Below are 17,407 nucleotides of genomic sequence, written 5' to 3'. Positions count from 1 at the left end.
ACCGTGAACAGCGCTGGTTTTTCCGTGGCTGTGGGTCTTGTGCAACACGTCGAGGCGTTCGGCGTGAGAATCCAATGCTGATGACGCGGATCACGCTGCGCAACGTCAAGCGCCGGGGCCCTCCGGTGCCGTGGCCATCGCTCTTCGCTCGCAAAGCCTCGTATTCCGCCCGGCGATCAGAGCGCTGCAACCGGAGCGCACGAATTCAGGGCCCCCGGTGTCCTGAACGCGGTCGCACAACGAAAAATCCCCGGCAGTTTCCTGCCGGGGATTCTCCTAGAAAGTTGTCAGACGTTCGAGATCAGAAGTTACGCTGAGCGCGAATGTTCAAGCTGACCGTATCCTGATCCTTGTACTGGTAGATGGCGGTCGGCTTCGGATTCGCCGGCGTCAGGATCTTGGAACCGGAGAACTTCTGGTCGAGGTGGAAATAGAGCACTTCGGCCGAGAACGTCAGGTTCTTGACGGGAGTCCAGCGGGTGATCAGACCAATCTGCGAGAGATTGAAGTCGGGGTTGCAGCTGAAATCCACAGACTGGGCGCCGGTGTTGCTCGCAGCGTAGGCAGCACAATAGCTGGCCTTCGCCGTGCCGTCATACCGAATGGCAGCGTAGCCGCCGAACAGGCTGGTCGACCAGTAAGGATCCCAGTTGTGGTTGAACGCACCACGGAAACCAAAACCTTCGGTCAGATGGATCGACCCGTCACCGCCGGCAGATGTCGGCAGATAGACGCCATCGGTTGCGTTAGCGAAGCCGATGCTCTGGTAAGTGCCAGCGGCGCCGTTGCTGTACATCTGGAAAGGCCGTACGCCAGCGCTGGTGCCAACGATGTTCTTGATGTCGCCCTTGCCCCAGCTCACATCCATCTTGATGTCGTCGCCGGCACCGGTCGGGATGTTCTTGATCTGCAAGGCAGCCATCACCGAACCGCCCCACTTGGTCTCGGGATGGCCGGAGATTTCCGACAGGTTGTTCGCTGCGCCCAACGTCAGGTTGTTGTACGAACCGTTAACCTCATGCAGTGCGCCTGAAATCTGGAACAGACCCCAAGCCTGGTCGACACGAATGTTGCCGACGATGTCGGGAGCATGCACGCCCGCATAAGCGTTAACGCCGGCTCCGTTGGCGTTAAGGGATGCGAGCGAAGCCCCGCCCGTAGCCAGATTGTACACGCTGGTGCGGTTGAACGCGAGCGGGTCATCCAGACCGATGGTGCCCGACACGCCGTTGCCGAACTGAGCAGTGTACTGGATGTTGTTCGTACCGGTAACGGTGTCATGACCGCCAACCAGGAACGAGGTGTTGTTGCCTGGATAACCATGCCAGGGCGTCGCATAGGCCGAAGCCGACCGACCGAAAGTGAATCCAGCGAACTGGATGAACAGCATTTCCGTCGCGATCTGCTGGCCGTTGTTCAGGCCGCCGGCCTGGCCTGCAAATCCCACTTCTCTGACGCTGCCGCTCGGCGAGGCGAACGACCAGTCCAGCTGACCGAAGGTGCGAACCACACCGTATTCAGTGGCGGTACGGGTATCGACCGTCAGCGCCATACGGGAACGGGAAGCGAAGTAATCGCGATAGCGATTGCCTTGACCCTGATCACCGCTCCAAGCCGGCTCATCGTATGGCGAGCCGTTGAACGTGGTGTCAACGCGCAGATAACCACCCAGCTTGATGCAGGTGTCGGTGCCCGGGATATAGAAGAAACCCGCGCCATACAGGGAGCAGATCCTCACGTACTCGACCGCTTTGGCCTTGACGGGAAGATCGGCCGCCTGAGCTCCGCTCATGGCGATCAGACCCGCCGCTGAGCCGAGAATAAGGCTCTTAACCATCTTCATGTTAAACCTCCAAGTTGCTCTGTAGGGAAGGTTCCGGATCCGCTGGGTGTAAACACCCTAAGGTTGGTTCCCTTGTCCCCTGAAACCCGCTTAGTCGCTTCGCGCCTTCGGACACTCCCGCATGAACGCGAGGGACTTAAGCGAACCACCTAAAACGGGACGACCTCGGGATGCCCCCCTCCGTCGCTCGATCACAATTACCGAGGACTTCTGCACACGCAACAAAGGAACCGCCTCGAACGGCCCGGCTCCGGCCCTTTTCCAAAGGGTGTTGCACAAATAACACGTGTTCGTGATCGAAGTTTCTCTGCAAGATGCTGTTTCTATTCAGTGTTTTCGAATAGTTCCAATTGACACCACGATTGTCGGTGTGGGCACTGCAACAGGCGGCTCGTGCCCGCCAGCGTGCCTCTCTCGCATCGAATCGAAGACGAGGTCGCCGAATCCGCAGCGGGCGATTTCGCACCTATTATAGAGTCAACGGACGAGGCTCATCGCATGCCGGCCCAGGCCGCGACGCGCCTCTCACGGTCGACGGGCCCTCAACCGGGGCAAAAAACCGGCGGAAGACGATGGAAGCCTCGATATTTCTCGGGATCGGAAGGCATTTATAGCGTGCGGTAAAATCCGGCGCTTGCGCGCGGCGATCTGGAACCGGGATTGCGCGGAATCGAATCGGTCCGCCGGCGACATCGAATCAATTTCACGCGATTTCGACGCGGCGCGTGAGGCAAACAGACCGCGAAAACTCCCTGCGAAGGCCAGATCCCGCGTCGCGCACACCGTGCCAATAGCTGAGCCGTCTGCGTGTCCTCGATACCCACAGAGCCCGGAAACATGCGCCTAAACGCGCGATACGGGATATCGGCCGTTCGTGAGGAATGGGCGCGAAGCGCCGGCGCCTCTAAATGGCCTCGGCGTAATCTGAATCTGCCGCTTGCGGCTGGCCCTCGCCTCAGGCATATCCGCGCTGATGGAGCTGTGGCCGAGTGGCTGAAGGCGGCGGTTTGCTAAACCGTTATAGGGTTGTAAAGCCCTATCGAGGGTTCGAATCCCTCCGGCTCCGCCATCGCTCAGCCCCTGCGATATGGCCGCCGATGGCCGCATCATCACCAAGCAGCATACACACCGTCGACCCCCGCCGTTTCTACGCTACAGCCTCCCCTTCGCTTCTGTTGGCGAATAGGCTTGAGCATGACCGAATTCGGGCCGTCTGGTTTCGGCCCCACCACTAGGATTGGCTGACAAGCGCGCAGTGAGACCGCGATATGCGCGGCCGCTTCTGTAGTGCGAGATGGAGTTCTTGTGCTCCACCGACGCACGCACACCCTCTCAAGCGTCGACTCGAACTGCGGGGCCGGGAGCCGCGCCCTGCAGCCACTTCAGTTCGTGACGAACTTCAGAAGGTCGCCGTTTAGCACGTCAGCATTCACCGTCAGCATCCCGTGCGAGAAACCAGGATAGGTCTTCAGCGAGTTGTTCGGCAGCAGCTTGACCGCCTTCAAAGCCGAGGCGGCGATCGGAACGACCTGGTCGTCCTCACCGTGCAGCACCAGCGTCGGCACGGTGATCGCCTTGAGGTCATCGGTCTGGTCGGTTTCCGAGAAGGCCTTGATGCCGTCGTAGTGCGCCTTGGCGCTACCCATCATGCCCTGCCGCCACCAGTTCTGGATCACTCCTTCATGGACCGTCGCGCCCTCGCGGTTGAAGCCGTAGAACGGGCCTGACGGGACGTCGCGGAAGAACTGTGCACGATTACTGGCCAGTGCCGACCGAAAACCGTCGAAGACCTCCATGCGTGTTCCTTCCGGGGTTGTCGTCGGTCTTCAGCATCAGCGGCGGAATGGCAGCGACGAGGACGGCCTTGGCCACCCGGCCCGCAGGTTCGCCATGTCGCGCCACGTACCGTGCCACTTCGCCACCACCGGTGGAATGGCCGATGTGAACCGCGTTTTTCAAATCCAGCGCCTTGGCGACGGCAAACGCGTCGGCCGCGTAGTGGTCAATGTCGTGACCATCGGCGACCTGCTCCGAGCGTCCATGGCCGCGCCGGTCATGCGCGACGACACGATAGCCCTTCGACAGGAAGAAAAGCATCTGCGCGTCCCAGTCGTCGGAGCTGAGCGGCCAGCCATGGTGAAAAACGATGGGCTGGGCGTCCTTGGGACCCCAATCCTTGTAGAAAATCTGTACATCGTCGTCGGTCGTGACAAAGCCCATGGTGTGTTCTCCTTCTGGAACGTCGTGGGTGGCAGGCCCCGCAGCACGCGCGTTGCCCAGCGGAAAGGTGAAGCTTGCGGCGAGCGCCGAGGCCGAAATTAGGGCATCGCGCGGCAGACCGGCACGCCAAAGGCGGATGTGCGAGACATAGAAAAGCTCAGCGAGTTATTGGAAGGGACATCTAGTCGTTGTCGCCCCGTCAGCCATGATCTTATCCGGCACGGCTGGCACCTTCCTCGGGATCGAACATCGAGAGGCCGGCAACGCCTCCGCTTACCGACACCTCGTTCTGCAACACGTCCCAGTGTTCGACGAGTTTGCCACCCTCGACCCGGAAGATATCGACCACAACCTGAGGCTCGTCTGCCCAGCCGCGGATACGGCCGTGGATGGCGACCAGATCACCTTCGGCGATGATCAGGCCCGGCTCGTAGTGGACGGAAGGCGACAGGGTCTCGACGAGACCCTGCAACGCGTCCCGGCCTTGAGGAATGTTCGGATTGTGCTGGTCCGGATTAATCGAAATCAGGCATTCGCATCGGCAAGGGCGAGGCCCTCCCGGAAGCCCAAGAGAGGATGACGCTCATGAGTTGGAACCCGGCAATCGACCCCGGCTGCCCCGATGAGGTGGGCATCGACGCGATCGAAACTCTCATTGTTCCACGCGCTCGCGATCTCGGCGGCTTTGCGGTTCGGCGCGCCCTGCCGGCGCCGAAGCGGCAGATGGTCGGACCGTTCATCTTCTTCGATCAGGTTGGGCCGGCCGAACTCCTGATCGGACAGGGCGTTGACGTTCGGCCGCATCCGCATATCGGTCTCGGCACCGTTACCTATCTATATCGCGGCGACTTCCATCACCGGGACAGCACCGGGGCCGATCAGACGATCCGTCCGGGCGAGCTGAACTGGATGGTCGCCGGGCGCGGTGTCTCCCATTCCGAGCGCACATCAGCGGCTGCCCGAAGCGGTCCGAACAGCCTGTTCGGAATTCAGACCTGGCTGACGCTGCCCGGGCGTCACGAGGATATGGCACCGATGTTCGAGCATCATGGCAAGGAGGCGCTGCCGGTTATCGAGGATAGCGGCGTCTCGGTCCGGCTCATCCTCGGGGACGCCTACGGCGAAAAGGCCCCTGCGACGATGTTCTCGGAAACATTCTACGCCGATGTGGCGCTCGAAGCAGGAAGCCGACTGCCGATGCCGGATGATCACGAAGACCGAGGCATCTACATCGTCGAAGGTTCGATCTCCATCGCCGGCCAGGAATACGAGGCATCTCAGATGATGGTCTTCCGCCCCGGCGACAGGATCACGGTGGCGGCTGGCGACAGAGGCGCGCGGCTGATGATCCTCGGCGGCGCGACCCTTTCGGGTCCCCGCTACATCTGGTGGAATTTCGTCGCCTCATCCAGGGAGCGCATCGAAGAGGCCAAGGCCGAATGGCGCGCTGAGAACTGGGGCAAGGGACGTTTCGATCTTCCCGTCAATGATCGGGATGAGCACATTCCACTTCCGGACTGACCGGTGCTGACAAGTCGATCGCCCATATGCTACCGGGCGATTGCAGAAGACACGAACGACTTCGCGTTCCGCGTGATAGCCGAAGGGAAGGCGCAGAAATGGCAAACTATTGGCCAAAGCTCGACTACCTCGGCTGGCGCGAGACCTGTTCCGCCCCGGTTGGGGGAGTTCCGATCAGCTTTGCAACACGCAGCGGAGCGCAACATGAAAAAGGAAGAACTCGAAGCGATCCTTGGCAGTGGCGAGAACACGCCTGATCTCGGCCCGATCGAAGACTACCTTCATGCCATCGCGACGGAACGGAAGCTGCCGGATTTAGCCGTCGGAATGTGCACGGCGAGAATCGAGGAGGCCGCGCCGAAATTGCGCGCCGTTCTGCTGCAGGCTGCGGACGGCGAGGTATTGTCGGACGACGAAAGCCTGCTGCTGTTCCGCGGGCTTCATATCCTTGGCGGTGCGCGTGACCGGGAAGCCTGCCAACCGCTCCTGCGCCTGCTGCGCCGGCCCCAAGAAGAACTCGACGACCTGCTCGGCGATGCCGTCACTGAAAGCCTGGCCAAAATCGTCACTGGCGCGTTCGATGATGATGCCGACGCCCTGTTCGCCTTGATCACCGATCGCTCGATTGATGGATTCATCCGTGAAGCGTTGTTCGGCGCGGCGACTTTCCTGGCATGGGAGCGGCGCATCCAGCGCGATCAGTTTCGGGAATTTCTGGTCCGGTTCCATGAAGAGCGGCCGGCCGAAGACGGCGATCAGGCCTGGGCGGGCTGGCTGCAGGCAATCGCCTTGCTCGGTCTGCGCGACCTGGTGCCGCTCGTCGACGGTGCCTTTCGTGAAGACCGCATACCCGAAGAATGGATTGATCGTCCTCAGTTCGATGAGGACCTTGTCGCAGCCGAACACGCGCCCGACGACATCGATCGGTTCACGCAAGTCAACCTCGGTTACATCGAGGACGTGCTGGTGTCGCTGGATTGGGTGCGGGACAGCGAAGACATCTTCGACGAGGACGGCGAGGAAGCCCCCTGGACCGATTTCGCGTACCCGAGCGAGCCGGTCAGGAATCCCTGGCGTCACGTCGGCCGTAACGATCCATGCCCCTGCGGGAGCGGCAAGAAGGCCAAGAAATGCTGCCTTGCCAATGGCGAGCCGCCGGCGTGAGACCGGCCGCCCGGAATGTCAATGCGCCGTCATCCAGGCGCGGGCTTCGCGCTGTGCGGTGGCGATTTCGGCATCCGACATCATCTCGGCGACCTCGCGGCGCATGGAGATGGCATCCGCGCGTCCCTTCAGGGCTGCAAGATTGAACCATTTGTGGGCCGCGACGAGATTGACCACGCCGGAACGACCGCTCGCCCAGCAGACACCGCGTTCGAACAGCACTTCCGGATCGCGCCCGATCCCATCGTTCACGAAGCCCTCTAACGGATTGTTTGACGGATTTGGACAATCGTCCTAGGCTACGATTAGGACAACTGCCCTAGGCCTTTACCAGATTGATCGAGGTCCCACAGTATCGCCGGTTTTTAACCCGGCCACCCGTGCCGCCGGGTAGTCTGCGCGCGCATTCGGACAGACAGGTTCGGTGGCGCGAGCGGGAGAAAAGGTGACTTCATGAGCGGCAAGACCACCCGCGATCATATCGTCGAGGAAGCCGATCAGCTTTTTTACCAGCGAGGTTACGAGCACACATCCTTTTCGGACATCGCCGAGACCATGCAAATCTCGCGCGGCAATTTCTATTACCATTTCAGGACCAAGGACGAGATACTGGATGCCGTCCTCGGTTATCGGCTGGCGAATACCCGAGCGATGCTGGATCGGTGGGAGGCCGAAGGCGGCCATCCGGCGGATCGCATCCGCAGCTTCATCCATATCCTGATCACGAACAGGGCGAAGATCATGCTGTACGGCTGCCCGGTCGGCTCGCTTTGCAACGAGTTGGCGAAGCTGGATCACGGCGCGCAGGCACAGGCGAACGAGATTTTTACACTGTTTCGCGGCTGGCTGCGCCGACAATTCGCCCTGCTCGGCCGCAAGGCGGACGCCGATGCGCTGGCAATGCATCTTCTTGCCCGCAGTCAGGGCGTCGCCACATTGGCAAATGCCTTTCGCGACGAGGGATTCATTCGGCGGGAAGCCGAACAGATGTGCAATTGGCTGGATGCGCAATGCACCGGCAAACGCCGCACGAAATGAGACGCCGTTCGATTCAAAGGAGACGCCGCACGATGTTTGTCATACTGCTCAGATTTTCCAACAAAGCCCGCGCTTCCCAATTCATGGAAGGGCACAACGCCTGGCTCAAGCGCGGCTTCGAGGACGGTATATTCCTGCTGGCCGGCAGCCTGCAGCCTAATTTGGGCGGCGGCATTCTCGCCCACAATGCGTCGCTCCCGGATCTTCAGGCACGGATCGACGAGGACCCGTTCGTCGCGGAGAACGTCGTCACCGCGGAAATCCTCCAGATCGCACCGGGCAGGACCGATCAACGGCTTGCTTTTCTGTCGGGCTGACAATCGACGGGCCGACGATACGGGCTGTGCAGCCCGTCAGCGCGCGTTCATTAGCTGGACGAAGCCGCCCCGGCGAAGTGGCGCATGAGCGGCCGTCTGCAAATCACAGACGGGGTATCCGCCTGAAACGGCGGGATCTCAATGCGCCGTCATCCAGGCGCGGGCTTCGCGCTGTGCGGTGGCGATTTCGGCATCCGACATCATCTCGGCGACCTCGCGGCGCATGGAGATGGCATCCGCGCGTCCCTTCAGGGCTGCAAGATTGAACCATTTGTGGGCCGCGACCAGATTGACCACGCCGGAACGACCGCTCGCCCAGTACAGGCCGCGCTCGAACAGCACGTCCGGGATCGCGGTGGCCTCCACCGGAATGGCCGCGTCCAGATCAAAGTGCCCCTGAAACATCCGTAGCTCCCCTTTTTATCGTTGCCGCCCTCCCCCGAGCGCGGCCCCTGTCCACTGTCAAAACACATCCCCAACGCCGTTTTCCGGTCTGTTGTTGGGATGATCATGACCGATCAAATTTGAAGGGCAGTTTAAGGTTCGCGATGAACGGGATGTAAACGCGCGCCTTGTGCTGTCGAATGCGAAATCGCAGAAATGCCTGCGGCACAAGGAGAAGTTACCAATCGTGAAATTCGGTTTACCTTGCGGTTTCGCAGAACGATAACCATTGCTGCAAGGTCGGCATCATCATCATTCGTCACCGGGCCGGCCGCAACAGCCGTCGCGCAGTTGCTGCGACCATTCGGGGTCCACGGCGCGGCGGATACCGAATTCGCGAGCGACGACGCGCCTGGAACAACAGGCGGAAGCGAAACAACCGACACCTGCGAACGATCGATGATGAATCGGGGAAGACCTTGACGCCGGACGCCTGATGCGTCGGCTATCGGAACACTCCGGCGGAGGGCGTTCCGGGGGAACGAGGACGTTCCAGGGAACGAGGGCGTTCCGGGAACGATAGCGTTCCGGGAACGAGGGCGTCGGCGAACACGTCAGGACCAGATTTCATGCCGGGCTTTTGGCCCCACCGAAATTGCGGGTCGTAAGGATACCCGCACCGAACGAAGAAAAACTTGTTTCTTCTGCCGGACCGGTTTTGAAAGAGCGAGCCTCTTTTGAAAGAACGCTCTTCCGAAATGCGATCCAGCCGTTTGACCTGATGTCTCGCCGACACCCTCTTTTCGTCGACCAGAGCCTTCAGACTTTTATCCGGGGCTCTAATGACGTGCCGGCATCAAGTCGCCGGCAATCTTGGAGAAGCGAAGTTACTTCTTCTTCTTGGCGACCTTGCGGGTCTTCTTCGCAGTCTTCTTCACTGCGCTCTTCGCCTTCTTTGCCTTCTTAGCTTTCTTGGCCATGTTGCCCTCCTAATGTAAGTGAGATGGCTTAATCGCTGCGTGCACTCGGGAATCGAGATGCACTACATCCCGAATACACCAACACATTCAAAAAAACAGCGTCCCGCTTAAGGAAGTGTTGACGCAGCAATGTGAGAGCGCGCGAAGCACTTCATTCGACGGCACAACGACAAGCGCGCATGTCGATGCAAAAAGTGCCGCAACGACCGACATCGACGCTTGTCAATAGTGAAGGAAGCGCCTGTGCCGCAGGCATTTCTTGAATTCGCGCAAACGACGATCAACGTGCGCTCAATGCAGGCGCGACTCATTACTGCCGTCAAAAAGCCGCGTGCACGGACTCTGAGTCGCGAATTTTGGCAATAAAAAAATTTTCATGGTCACAGCGTTGGCGCCTCATCGGCGCTCGCCAAAACCGGTTCTCCGGACGAATCGCTGCGACCGATTCGCGTCCGCGTTTCCGTGCGTCATGGTAAATTTCGGATCGCGATGAACGATCGAAGCGCGCTCGCGCGCATCTCTCGTGGCTCATCGACGACAAGAGTCGTCCCGTTACGGGACGCTTCAGATGCCGAGCTTCGCCTTCAGCAGATCATTCACCGCCTGCGGATTGGCCTTGCCGCCGGACTGCTTCATCACCTGGCCGACGAACCAGCCGGCGAGTTGTGGCTTGGCTTTCGCCTGCGCGACCTTATCCGGATTGGCGGCGATGATGTCGTCGACGACCTTTTCGATCGCGCCCAGGTCCGTGACCTGCTTCATGCCGCGCGCTTCGACCAGCTCGCGCGGGTCGCCGCCTTCCGTCCAGACGATCTCGAACAGGTCTTTGGCGATCTTGCCGGAGATGGTGCCCTCGCCGATCAGGTCGACGATCGCCGCCAGCTGCGCAGCCGACACCGGCGAGCCCGTGATGTCGCGGCCTTCCTTGTTGAGGCGCCCGAACAGCTCGTTGATCACCCAGTTGGCCGCGAGTTTGCCGTCGCGCGCCTTGTCTCCAAGACCGGCCAGCACGGTTTCGTAGAACACCGCGCTCTCGCGTTCGGCCACCAGCACGCTGGCATCGTAAGGCGACAGGCCGAGGCTATCGATGAAGCGCGCCTTCTTCTGATCCGGCAGTTCCGGCAGCTCCGCTTTCAGCGCGTCGACATAGCTCTGCGTGAACTCGAGCGGCAGCAGGTCCGGGTCCGGGAAATAGCGATAGTCATGCGCTTCTTCCTTGGAGCGCATCGAGCGCGTCTCGCCCTTGTTGGGGTCGAACAGCCGCGTTTCCTGGTCGATCGTGCCGCCATCCTCGATGATCTCGATCTGGCGCCGCGCCTCGTACTCGATCGCCTGGCCGATGAAGTTGATCGAGTTCATGTTCTTGATTTCGCACCGGGTGCCGAGCGGCCCGCCCGGCTTGCGCACGGAAACGTTCACGTCGGCGCGCAACGAGCCCTTCTCCATGTCGCCGTCGCAGGTGCCGAGATAGCGCAGGATCGAACGCAATTTTGTTACATAGGCCTTGGCCTGTTCGGCATCGCGGATGTCGGGTTTCGACACGATCTCCATTAGCGCCACGCCGCAGCGGTTGAGGTCGACATAGGACATGGTCGGCGACTGATCGTGCAGCAATTTGCCGGCATCCTGCTCCAGATGCAGCCGCTCGATGCCGATCGTCGCGGTCCTGCCGCCGTCCAGTTCGACCACGACCTCGCCCTCGCCGACGATCGGCGATTTGTACTGGCTGATCTGGTAACCCTGCGGCGAGTCGGCATAGAAATAGTTCTTGCGGTCGAACACCGAGCGCAGGTTGATCTGCGCATTCAATCCGAGGCCCGTCCTGACAGCCTGCCTGACGCATTCCTCGTTGATGACAGGCAGCATGCCCGGCATCGCCGCATCGACCAGCGAGACATGGCTGTTCGGCTCGCCGCCGAATTCGGTCGAGGCGCCCGAGAACAGCTTTGACTTCGAGGTGACCTGGGCGTGGATTTCCATCCCGATCACGACTTCCCAGTCGCCGGTCTGGCCCTTGATCAGTTTTCCCGGTTTGACTGACACGTTCATGCTTTTCCACTCCCGAGCAGCGCGGACACGATCCGCTCCCATTCGGCTTCCAGAGAATCCTGCGCCGCCGGCTGGCCTGCCTGGCGGTACCAGTAGCCGGCATTGCCGAGATCACCTTCCACCCGGTGCAGATACGCGTGCACCCAGGCTGAATTCGCGTCACTCTCGTCCTGCACGATCTTGTGCGCACGATCCCAGTCGCCCTTGGCGGCCCACCATAGTGCAGCCAGCGGTGGCTCCAGGCCCGGCGCTGGCCCAGCGTCCGTCAGGCTGGCGCGGAAATCTGCCATGTCACCACCAGCGCGGCGGCGTGAAGCGGCCGGCCGCCTGCTCCACGACTTCGCCGAGCGAGAACAGTGACTCTTCGTCGAACGGACGACCGATCAGTTGCAGCCCGAGCGGCAGCCCCTGCGCGTCCTTGCCGGCCGGCACGGCAATGCCCGGCAGTCCCGCCATGTTCACCGTCACCGTGAAGATGTCGTTGAGATACATCTCGACCGGATCGGCGCCGCCCTTCTCGCCGACGCCGAAGGCCGCCGACGGCGTCGCCGGGGTCAGGATCGCGCTGACGCCCTTGGCAAAGCACTCCTCAAAATCCTTCTTGATCAGGGTGCGGACTTTTTGCGCGCGCAAATAATAGGCATCGTAATAGCCGGCCGACAACACATAGGTGCCGATCATGACGCGGCGGCGGACTTCGTCGCCAAAACCCTCGGCGCGGGTGTTCTCATAGAGTTCGCCGATCGAGCGGCCGGGCACGCGCAGGCCGTAACGCACGCCATCGTAGCGCGCGAGGTTGGACGAGGCTTCCGCCGGCGCCACGATGTAATAGGCCGGCAGCGCGTATTTGGTGTGCGGCAGGGACACATCGACCAGTTCGGCGCCGGCTGCCTTCAGCCACGCCGCGCCTTCGCTCCAGAGCTTTTCGATTTCCGCCGGCATGCCGTCGAGGCGGTACTCCTTGGGAATGCCGATCTTCATGCCCTTGACGGATTTTCCGATCGCGGCCTCGTAGTCCGGTACCGCGCGATCGACCGAGGTGGTGTCCTTGGGATCGTGTCCGGCCATCGAGCGCATCAGGATCGCGGCATCGCGGGTGGTGCGCGCGATCGGACCTGCCTGGTCGAGCGAGGACGCGAATGCCACGATGCCCCAGCGCGAGCAGCGGCCATAGGTCGGCTTGACGCCCACGGTCGCGGTGAACGCGGCGGGCTGACGGATCGAACCGCCGGTGTCGGTCGCGGTCGCGCCCATGCAGAGCAGCGCCGCCACGGCGGACGCCGATCCGCCGGATGAGCCGCCCGGCACCAGCGTGGTGTTGGAACCTTCGCGCCGCCACGGATTGACCACCGGGCCGAAGCACGACGTCTCGTTCGACGAGCCCATTGCAAATTCGTCGTTGTTGAGCTTGCCGAGCATCACGGCGCCATCGCGCCAGAGCTGCGAGGTCACGGTCGATTCGTAAGGCGGCACGAAATTGCCGAGAATCTTCGAGCACGCGGTGGTGCGCACATCTTTCGTTGCGAACAGGTCCTTGATGCCGAGCGGAATGCCGGCCAACGGCCCGCCCTCGCCCTTGGCGATCTTCGCGTCAATCGCGCGCGCCATGGCGCGGGCCTGATCCGGCGTCTCCAGGATGAAGGCATTGAGCGAACGCGCGGCTTCGATTGCGGCGAGATGCGCATCCGTCAGTTCGAGCGAGGTGAAAGACTTGTTCGCGAGGCCGGCCTTGGCCTCCGCGATCGTCATCGATGTCAGGTCGGTCATTTATTGATCGGGCTGCAGAAGAATGGAGAAAGCGTCTTGTCGTTGGCGGGATCGGTCGGTTTGGGCCGAGTCCTTTCATTGGCCTCGAGCTGATCGAGCACGGCGTCCATCGCCTTGTCGAGATCGGCGGCCTTTCCCTGCCGCTCCATCGCGTCGAGGTAGTTCATATAGGCCTGATAGGCCTTTTCATCGTCGCAGAGCAGACACATCGGGACTTCCGATCTTTAGGTAAGTTATTCGACGACCTTCGGCACCAGAAAGAAATGGTTTTGCGTCTCCGGCGCATTCCCAACGATGTCGTCGGGGATCTCGCCGTCATTGATCACGTCGGCACGCTTCTTCATTTCCATCGGGGTCACCGAGGTCATCGGTTCGACGCCGTCGACGTTCACCTCCGAAAGCTGCTCCACGAAAGCCAGCATGGCGTTCAGCTCGCCCTGCAGATGGGGAACCTCAGCCTCGGTGACCGCAATTCGCGCGAGCTGCGCGATGCGGCGGACGGTGGCGGCATCAACGGACATAAATATAGGCCTCGAATGGAGAATTCGCACCCGCCGTATAGCAGAGGCCGCTTTTGCGCCGCAACCACGGGAACAGGCGGAGCGGGCCTTCGGACGCCGAATACCCGCCTTTGGAGGTCAGAAGTCGACCTCGCCCCGACGCACGGGATTTTGAGCGCCAAGCGTCCATTTCCTGCGCAAACCAGCCCTGACGAAACCATTTTTGCCGCCTTACGTAGTCGTCCTGAAACAGTCGGGGGATGTAGTCGCGGCCAGACATCGGAGGCCGTGTCATGTCCACCATCGAAAATGACAGCGCCGGATCGGAAAGCTGGGATCCTGCCCTCTGGTCCATCGGGACCGTGCTCGGCGTCGCGATCATCTACCTCGCCTGCTTAACCTGACCAACGGGAGGGAGAGCCATGTCCCAAGCTAAAATCCTGCAGGAGAAGGCGGAAATGTTCGAGCGCCGCGCGGAAAGCGCGACCGATCCGATCTCAAAGCAGCATTACAAGGAGATGGCGGCGCATTACCGGTCGCTGGCGGCTGAGCATCTTGAGGTCCACCGCGACGAACCGGCACACTAGGAAGCCGCAAGCCAAGGCCCCGCGTCGCCCACAGGCGCCAATAAACCAACATGCCTCAGCTCGCGGACCTCAACAAATTTGAAATTCCTATTGTCTCCGGTATCGTGGACCTCGGATTTCGAGGCTGACCGGCCACTCGCTCTCCGTGACAAACAAGAAGATCAGAGAACGCGGGGGGCGCAGGATGGATTTCATTGAAGCCAATGGCGTCGGGCTACGCTGCGAGCTGAGTGGCAGCGGCGACCACACGCTGGTGCTGGTTCACGAAATGGGCGGCTCGCTCGAAAGCTGGGACGACGTTGCGCCAAGGTTCGCGAAATCGCGCCGCGTGCTGCGCTATGACACCCGCGGCGCTGGATTGTCGCAGAAGGTGCGCGGCGAGCTTACCCTCGATACGATGGCCGACGACATCGCAGCCCTGCTCGATCATTTTGGGATCGCCGGCAAGGTTGCGCTGGCGGGGGTGGCCGTCGGGGGTGCGATCGCATTGCACTTCGCAACCCGATACAAGGAACGTACCAGCGCCGTTGCGGTCGGCAGCCCGGCCACCGGCATCGCTGCGGAGCGCCGCGCGGCGGCATTGGAGCGCCTCGCACGGATCGAAGCCGCCGGCGTGGCGTCGGCGATCGAGGATTCCATGTTGAACGGCTATGCCCCGGAGCTTCGCGGTGACATCGCCCGGTTCGAGCGTTTTCGGACGCGATGGCTCGGCAACGATCCCTCAAGTTACGCAACGATCTGGCGCATGCTGGCGGCGGCCGACATGCAGGACGAACTCGCCAGGCTTGCTTGTCCGGTCCTCGTGATCGGCGGCAGCCTCGATCGCGTGCGCCCGCCGCCGTTGGCGGAAAGCGTGGCCAAAGCCATTCCCGGCGCCCGCTACGTCGAAATCCGCACCGGGCACTACATGGCGGTGCAGGCGCCCGATCTGCTCTCCGATTGCATCGACGAGTTCCTGCGATCCGTTGACGCCTGACAGAACCTGACGATCCCTCAACAGCCCGAAGGTCTTCCCCATATGAATTCGCAACCAGTAGCGCAGATTCCAGGCGTCTATCATCGCAGGATCGGCGATATCGTCGTCACCACCATCAGCGACGGTTATCTCGACGGCACCCTTGAGGTGATGCGCAATGTCGATGTCGAGAAGGCGCGTCAGATACTGACGGATTCGTTCCGGCCGGCACGGCGAACCAGCGTCAACACCTTCCTGATCCATTCAAAGGGACGCATCGCGATCATCGACACCGGATCGGGCAACTATTTGCAGCCCACGGCCGGCTTCGTGCAGCGCAACCTCGCTTCGGCCGGCATCGATCCGAAGTCGATCGATACGGTCTTGTTGACCCACATGCACCCGGATCATTCCGCCGGCCTGACCGACATGTCGAATGGGCAGCTGCTGTTTCCGAACGCGGAACTTGTGATGCACGAGAACGAACTGGCGCACTGGTTCGACGATGGCGCGATGGCGAAAGCCGACGAGCGATCGGCAAAACTCTATTTTCTATCCGGCCGCGAACAGGTCGCGCCCTACAAGAACCGGACGCGATTGTTCCGGGACGGTGAGCTGTTTCCCGGCGTGACCGCCGTGCCCAGCCTCGGGCATACGCCGGGCCACACTGCGTATCTCGTCGCATCGGGCAACGATCAGTTGATGATCTGGGGCGACACCGTGCACGTTCCGGAGGTGCAGACCGCGTTTCCCGAAGCCGGCATGGCCTTCGACACCGATCTCGCCGCAGCCGCAGCCGCGCGCAAACGCATGTTCGACCGCGTCTCCGCCGACGGCATTCTCATTGCCGGGATGCACCTGCATTTCCCGGCGTTCTCGCGACTGGCACGGCGGGGGGACGCCTACGCGCTCTATCCCGAAGCCTGGGTCCACGCGCTATAGCAGCACGCGGACGGCGAACGCCGCACTATCCGCCCAGTGCGCCCAGCCGCGCCAGCGCCGCACCCGCGAGCGCACGCGTCAGTTCCGCCGCCGGCATCTCGCGGCCCATCCGCACCGCCTGCCCGGCCCAGAGATTGGTGAAGTCGACCTTGCCCACCTTTTCGGCCGCCGCCTTGAGCGGCCCAAGCGCCGTCGCGGCGTGCGGGAACGCCGGCGCATCCGGCGAGATCGGGCCGACCTCGCGCATGACGCGATTGGCGACGCCGCGCGCGGGGCGTCCTGTCATGACATTGGTGATGACGGTGGAATCATCATGCGCCTGGGCCAGTGCGACGCGGGCCGGCGCGATCACCCTGGATTCCGGGCAGCGCAGATAGGCGCTGCCAATCTGCACGCCGGATGCGCCGAGCGCAAACGCCGCCGCGATGCCGCGCCCGTCGGCGATACCGCCGGCCGCGATCACCGGCACCCTCACCGCATCGACCACCTGCGGCACCAGCGCAAACGTGCCGGGCTGCTGGGCGATATTGTCGGTCAGGAACATGCCGCGATGGCCGCCCGCCTCCGCGCCTTGCGCGATGATGACGTCGGCGCCGTTCTCCTCCAGCCAGATCGCCTCCTTCACGATGGTTGCCGACGACATCACGATGCAGCCGGCCGCCTTGACCCGCTTGACCAGCGCCGCATCCGGCAAGCCGAAATGGAAACTGACCACTTCCGGCTTCAGCTCTTCCACCACGGCGCACATCGCCTCATCGAACGGCGCGCGGTTGGCGGCGCTGAAGGGCGCGGCAGGATCGATACCCAATTCCTTGTAGTAGGACCCAAGCCGGGTCTTCCATCCCGCCTCGCGCGCGGGATCGGCATCAACGGGCGTGTGGCACATGAAGTTCATGTTGATGGGTGCCGTGACCCGCTGGCGGATGATGTTGACCTGCTCGCGCGTCTTCTCGGCTGAAAGCATCGCGCATGGCAGCGAGCCGAGCGCCCCGCCCTGCGCCGCCGCGATCACCAGCTCCGCATCCATGACGCCGGCCATCGGCGCCAGCACGATCGGAAATTCGGTCTTGAAGAGGTCGATGATCCGGCGATCTGGCCACATGGTTCTGCTCGCTTGAATGAATGGAAGAGACGTAAGGA

17 protein-coding genes, 1 tRNA gene and 1 pseudogene are annotated in these 17,407 nt (G+C 61.9%); 8 read left to right on the top strand and 11 right to left on the bottom strand.

Going from position 1 to position 17,407, the window contains the following annotated elements; genetic code table 11:
• Nucleotides 1-301: 301 nt before the first annotated feature.
• Entirely contained in the window at nt 302-1,843 is a 1,542-nt protein-coding gene (locus tag V1286_RS12255) for a porin (protein ID WP_334479856.1), read from the bottom strand.
• A gap of 975 nt (nt 1,844-2,818) precedes the next feature.
• On the opposite strand from V1286_RS12255, the gene V1286_RS12250 reads away from it, so the two are divergent.
• A tRNA-Ser gene (locus tag V1286_RS12250) sits at nt 2,819-2,912 on the top strand.
• A gap of 313 nt (nt 2,913-3,225) precedes the next feature.
• Here the strand turns inward: V1286_RS12250 and V1286_RS12245 are convergent.
• Both V1286_RS12245 and V1286_RS12240 read right to left on the bottom strand, forming a co-directional pair.
• A pseudogene (locus V1286_RS12245) lies at nt 3,226-4,063 on the bottom strand (alpha/beta fold hydrolase).
• Between the two features lie 211 nt (nt 4,064-4,274).
• The gene (locus tag V1286_RS12240) at nt 4,275-4,556 is read right to left on the bottom strand and encodes a nuclear transport factor 2 family protein (protein ID WP_334489637.1); all 282 of its coding nucleotides are present in this window, start codon (nt 4,554-4,556) and stop codon (nt 4,275-4,277) included.
• A 92-nt stretch (nt 4,557-4,648) separates the two neighbouring features.
• On the opposite strand from V1286_RS12240, the gene V1286_RS12235 reads away from it, so the two are divergent.
• On the top strand, nt 4,649-5,584 hold the full coding sequence (locus tag V1286_RS12235) for a pirin family protein (protein ID WP_334479853.1): 936 nt from the start codon (nt 4,649-4,651) through the stop codon (nt 5,582-5,584).
• A 3-nt stretch (nt 5,585-5,587) separates the two neighbouring features.
• Nucleotides 5,588-6,748 carry a DUF1186 domain-containing protein gene (locus tag V1286_RS12230; RefSeq protein WP_334479851.1) on the top strand — a complete coding sequence of 387 codons (1,161 nt, stop codon included), beginning with the start codon at nt 5,588-5,590 and terminating at the stop codon, nt 6,746-6,748.
• 18 nt (nt 6,749-6,766) lie between these two features.
• Here the strand turns inward: V1286_RS12230 and V1286_RS12225 are convergent, their stop codons facing one another.
• Nucleotides 6,767-7,000: a hypothetical protein gene (locus V1286_RS12225; RefSeq protein WP_334479849.1), complete on the bottom strand. Its 234-nt coding sequence runs from the start codon at nt 6,998-7,000 to the stop codon at nt 6,767-6,769.
• A gap of 201 nt (nt 7,001-7,201) precedes the next feature.
• Between V1286_RS12225 and V1286_RS12220 the strand changes: the two genes are divergently transcribed.
• Both V1286_RS12220 and V1286_RS12215 read left to right on the top strand, forming a co-directional pair.
• Nucleotides 7,202-7,786 carry a TetR/AcrR family transcriptional regulator gene (locus tag V1286_RS12220; protein ID WP_334479847.1) on the top strand — a complete coding sequence of 195 codons (585 nt, stop codon included), beginning with the start codon at nt 7,202-7,204 and terminating at the stop codon, nt 7,784-7,786.
• Between the two features lie 32 nt (nt 7,787-7,818).
• Nucleotides 7,819-8,103 carry a YciI family protein gene (locus tag V1286_RS12215; protein WP_334489635.1) on the top strand — a complete coding sequence of 95 codons (285 nt, stop codon included), beginning with the start codon at nt 7,819-7,821 and terminating at the stop codon, nt 8,101-8,103.
• A 138-nt stretch (nt 8,104-8,241) separates the two neighbouring features.
• Here the strand turns inward: V1286_RS12215 and V1286_RS12210 are convergent, their stop codons facing one another.
• From V1286_RS12210 to gatC, 6 genes are all read right to left on the bottom strand, one after another.
• A complete protein-coding gene (locus tag V1286_RS12210; protein WP_108517746.1) occupies nt 8,242-8,508 on the bottom strand; it encodes a hypothetical protein in 267 nt (88 codons plus the stop codon).
• Nucleotides 8,509-10,031: 1,523 nt separating this feature from the next.
• Nucleotides 10,032-11,516 carry an Asp-tRNA(Asn)/Glu-tRNA(Gln) amidotransferase subunit GatB gene (gene gatB / locus V1286_RS12205; RefSeq protein ID WP_334479843.1) on the bottom strand — a complete coding sequence of 495 codons (1,485 nt, stop codon included), beginning with the start codon at nt 11,514-11,516 and terminating at the stop codon, nt 10,032-10,034.
• On the bottom strand, nt 11,513-11,806 hold the full coding sequence (locus tag V1286_RS12200; RefSeq protein WP_334479841.1) for a hypothetical protein: 294 nt from the start codon (nt 11,804-11,806) through the stop codon (nt 11,513-11,515). Before V1286_RS12200 ends, gatB begins: the two co-directional genes overlap by 4 nt.
• Nucleotide 11,807: 1 nt before the next feature.
• The gene (gene gatA / locus V1286_RS12195) at nt 11,808-13,283 is read right to left on the bottom strand and encodes an Asp-tRNA(Asn)/Glu-tRNA(Gln) amidotransferase subunit GatA (protein ID WP_334479838.1); all 1,476 of its coding nucleotides are present in this window, start codon (nt 13,281-13,283) and stop codon (nt 11,808-11,810) included.
• Nucleotides 13,280-13,492: a hypothetical protein gene (locus V1286_RS12190; protein WP_334479835.1), complete on the bottom strand. Its 213-nt coding sequence runs from the start codon at nt 13,490-13,492 to the stop codon at nt 13,280-13,282. Before V1286_RS12190 ends, gatA begins: the two co-directional genes overlap by 4 nt.
• A gap of 24 nt (nt 13,493-13,516) precedes the next feature.
• A complete protein-coding gene (gene gatC / locus V1286_RS12185) occupies nt 13,517-13,804 on the bottom strand; it encodes an Asp-tRNA(Asn)/Glu-tRNA(Gln) amidotransferase subunit GatC (protein ID WP_334479832.1) in 288 nt (95 codons plus the stop codon).
• Nucleotides 13,805-14,205: 401 nt separating this feature from the next.
• On the opposite strand from gatC, the gene V1286_RS12180 reads away from it, so the two are divergent.
• From V1286_RS12180 to V1286_RS12170, 3 genes are all read left to right on the top strand, one after another.
• Nucleotides 14,206-14,370 (top strand): hypothetical protein, encoded by a 165-nt coding sequence (locus V1286_RS12180; protein ID WP_334360600.1) that lies wholly within the window; start codon nt 14,206-14,208, stop codon nt 14,368-14,370.
• A 184-nt stretch (nt 14,371-14,554) separates the two neighbouring features.
• Nucleotides 14,555-15,346: an alpha/beta fold hydrolase gene (locus tag V1286_RS12175; RefSeq protein ID WP_334479830.1), complete on the top strand. Its 792-nt coding sequence runs from the start codon at nt 14,555-14,557 to the stop codon at nt 15,344-15,346.
• A gap of 42 nt (nt 15,347-15,388) precedes the next feature.
• Nucleotides 15,389-16,267, top strand: coding sequence for an MBL fold metallo-hydrolase (locus tag V1286_RS12170; RefSeq protein WP_334479827.1), 879 nt, complete (start codon nt 15,389-15,391; stop codon nt 16,265-16,267).
• A 25-nt stretch (nt 16,268-16,292) separates the two neighbouring features.
• Here the strand turns inward: V1286_RS12170 and V1286_RS12165 are convergent, their stop codons facing one another.
• Nucleotides 16,293-17,369 carry an NAD(P)H-dependent flavin oxidoreductase gene (locus V1286_RS12165; RefSeq protein WP_334479825.1) on the bottom strand — a complete coding sequence of 359 codons (1,077 nt, stop codon included), beginning with the start codon at nt 17,367-17,369 and terminating at the stop codon, nt 16,293-16,295.
• Nucleotides 17,370-17,407: the final 38 nt, after the last annotated feature.

Source organism: Bradyrhizobium algeriense, from assembly GCF_036924595.1.
GTDB classification, from domain to species: domain Bacteria; phylum Pseudomonadota; class Alphaproteobacteria; order Rhizobiales; family Xanthobacteraceae; genus Bradyrhizobium; species Bradyrhizobium algeriense.
Note: the sequence above shows the minus strand (reverse complement) of the source record. Positions and strands in the feature narration are given on the sequence as shown.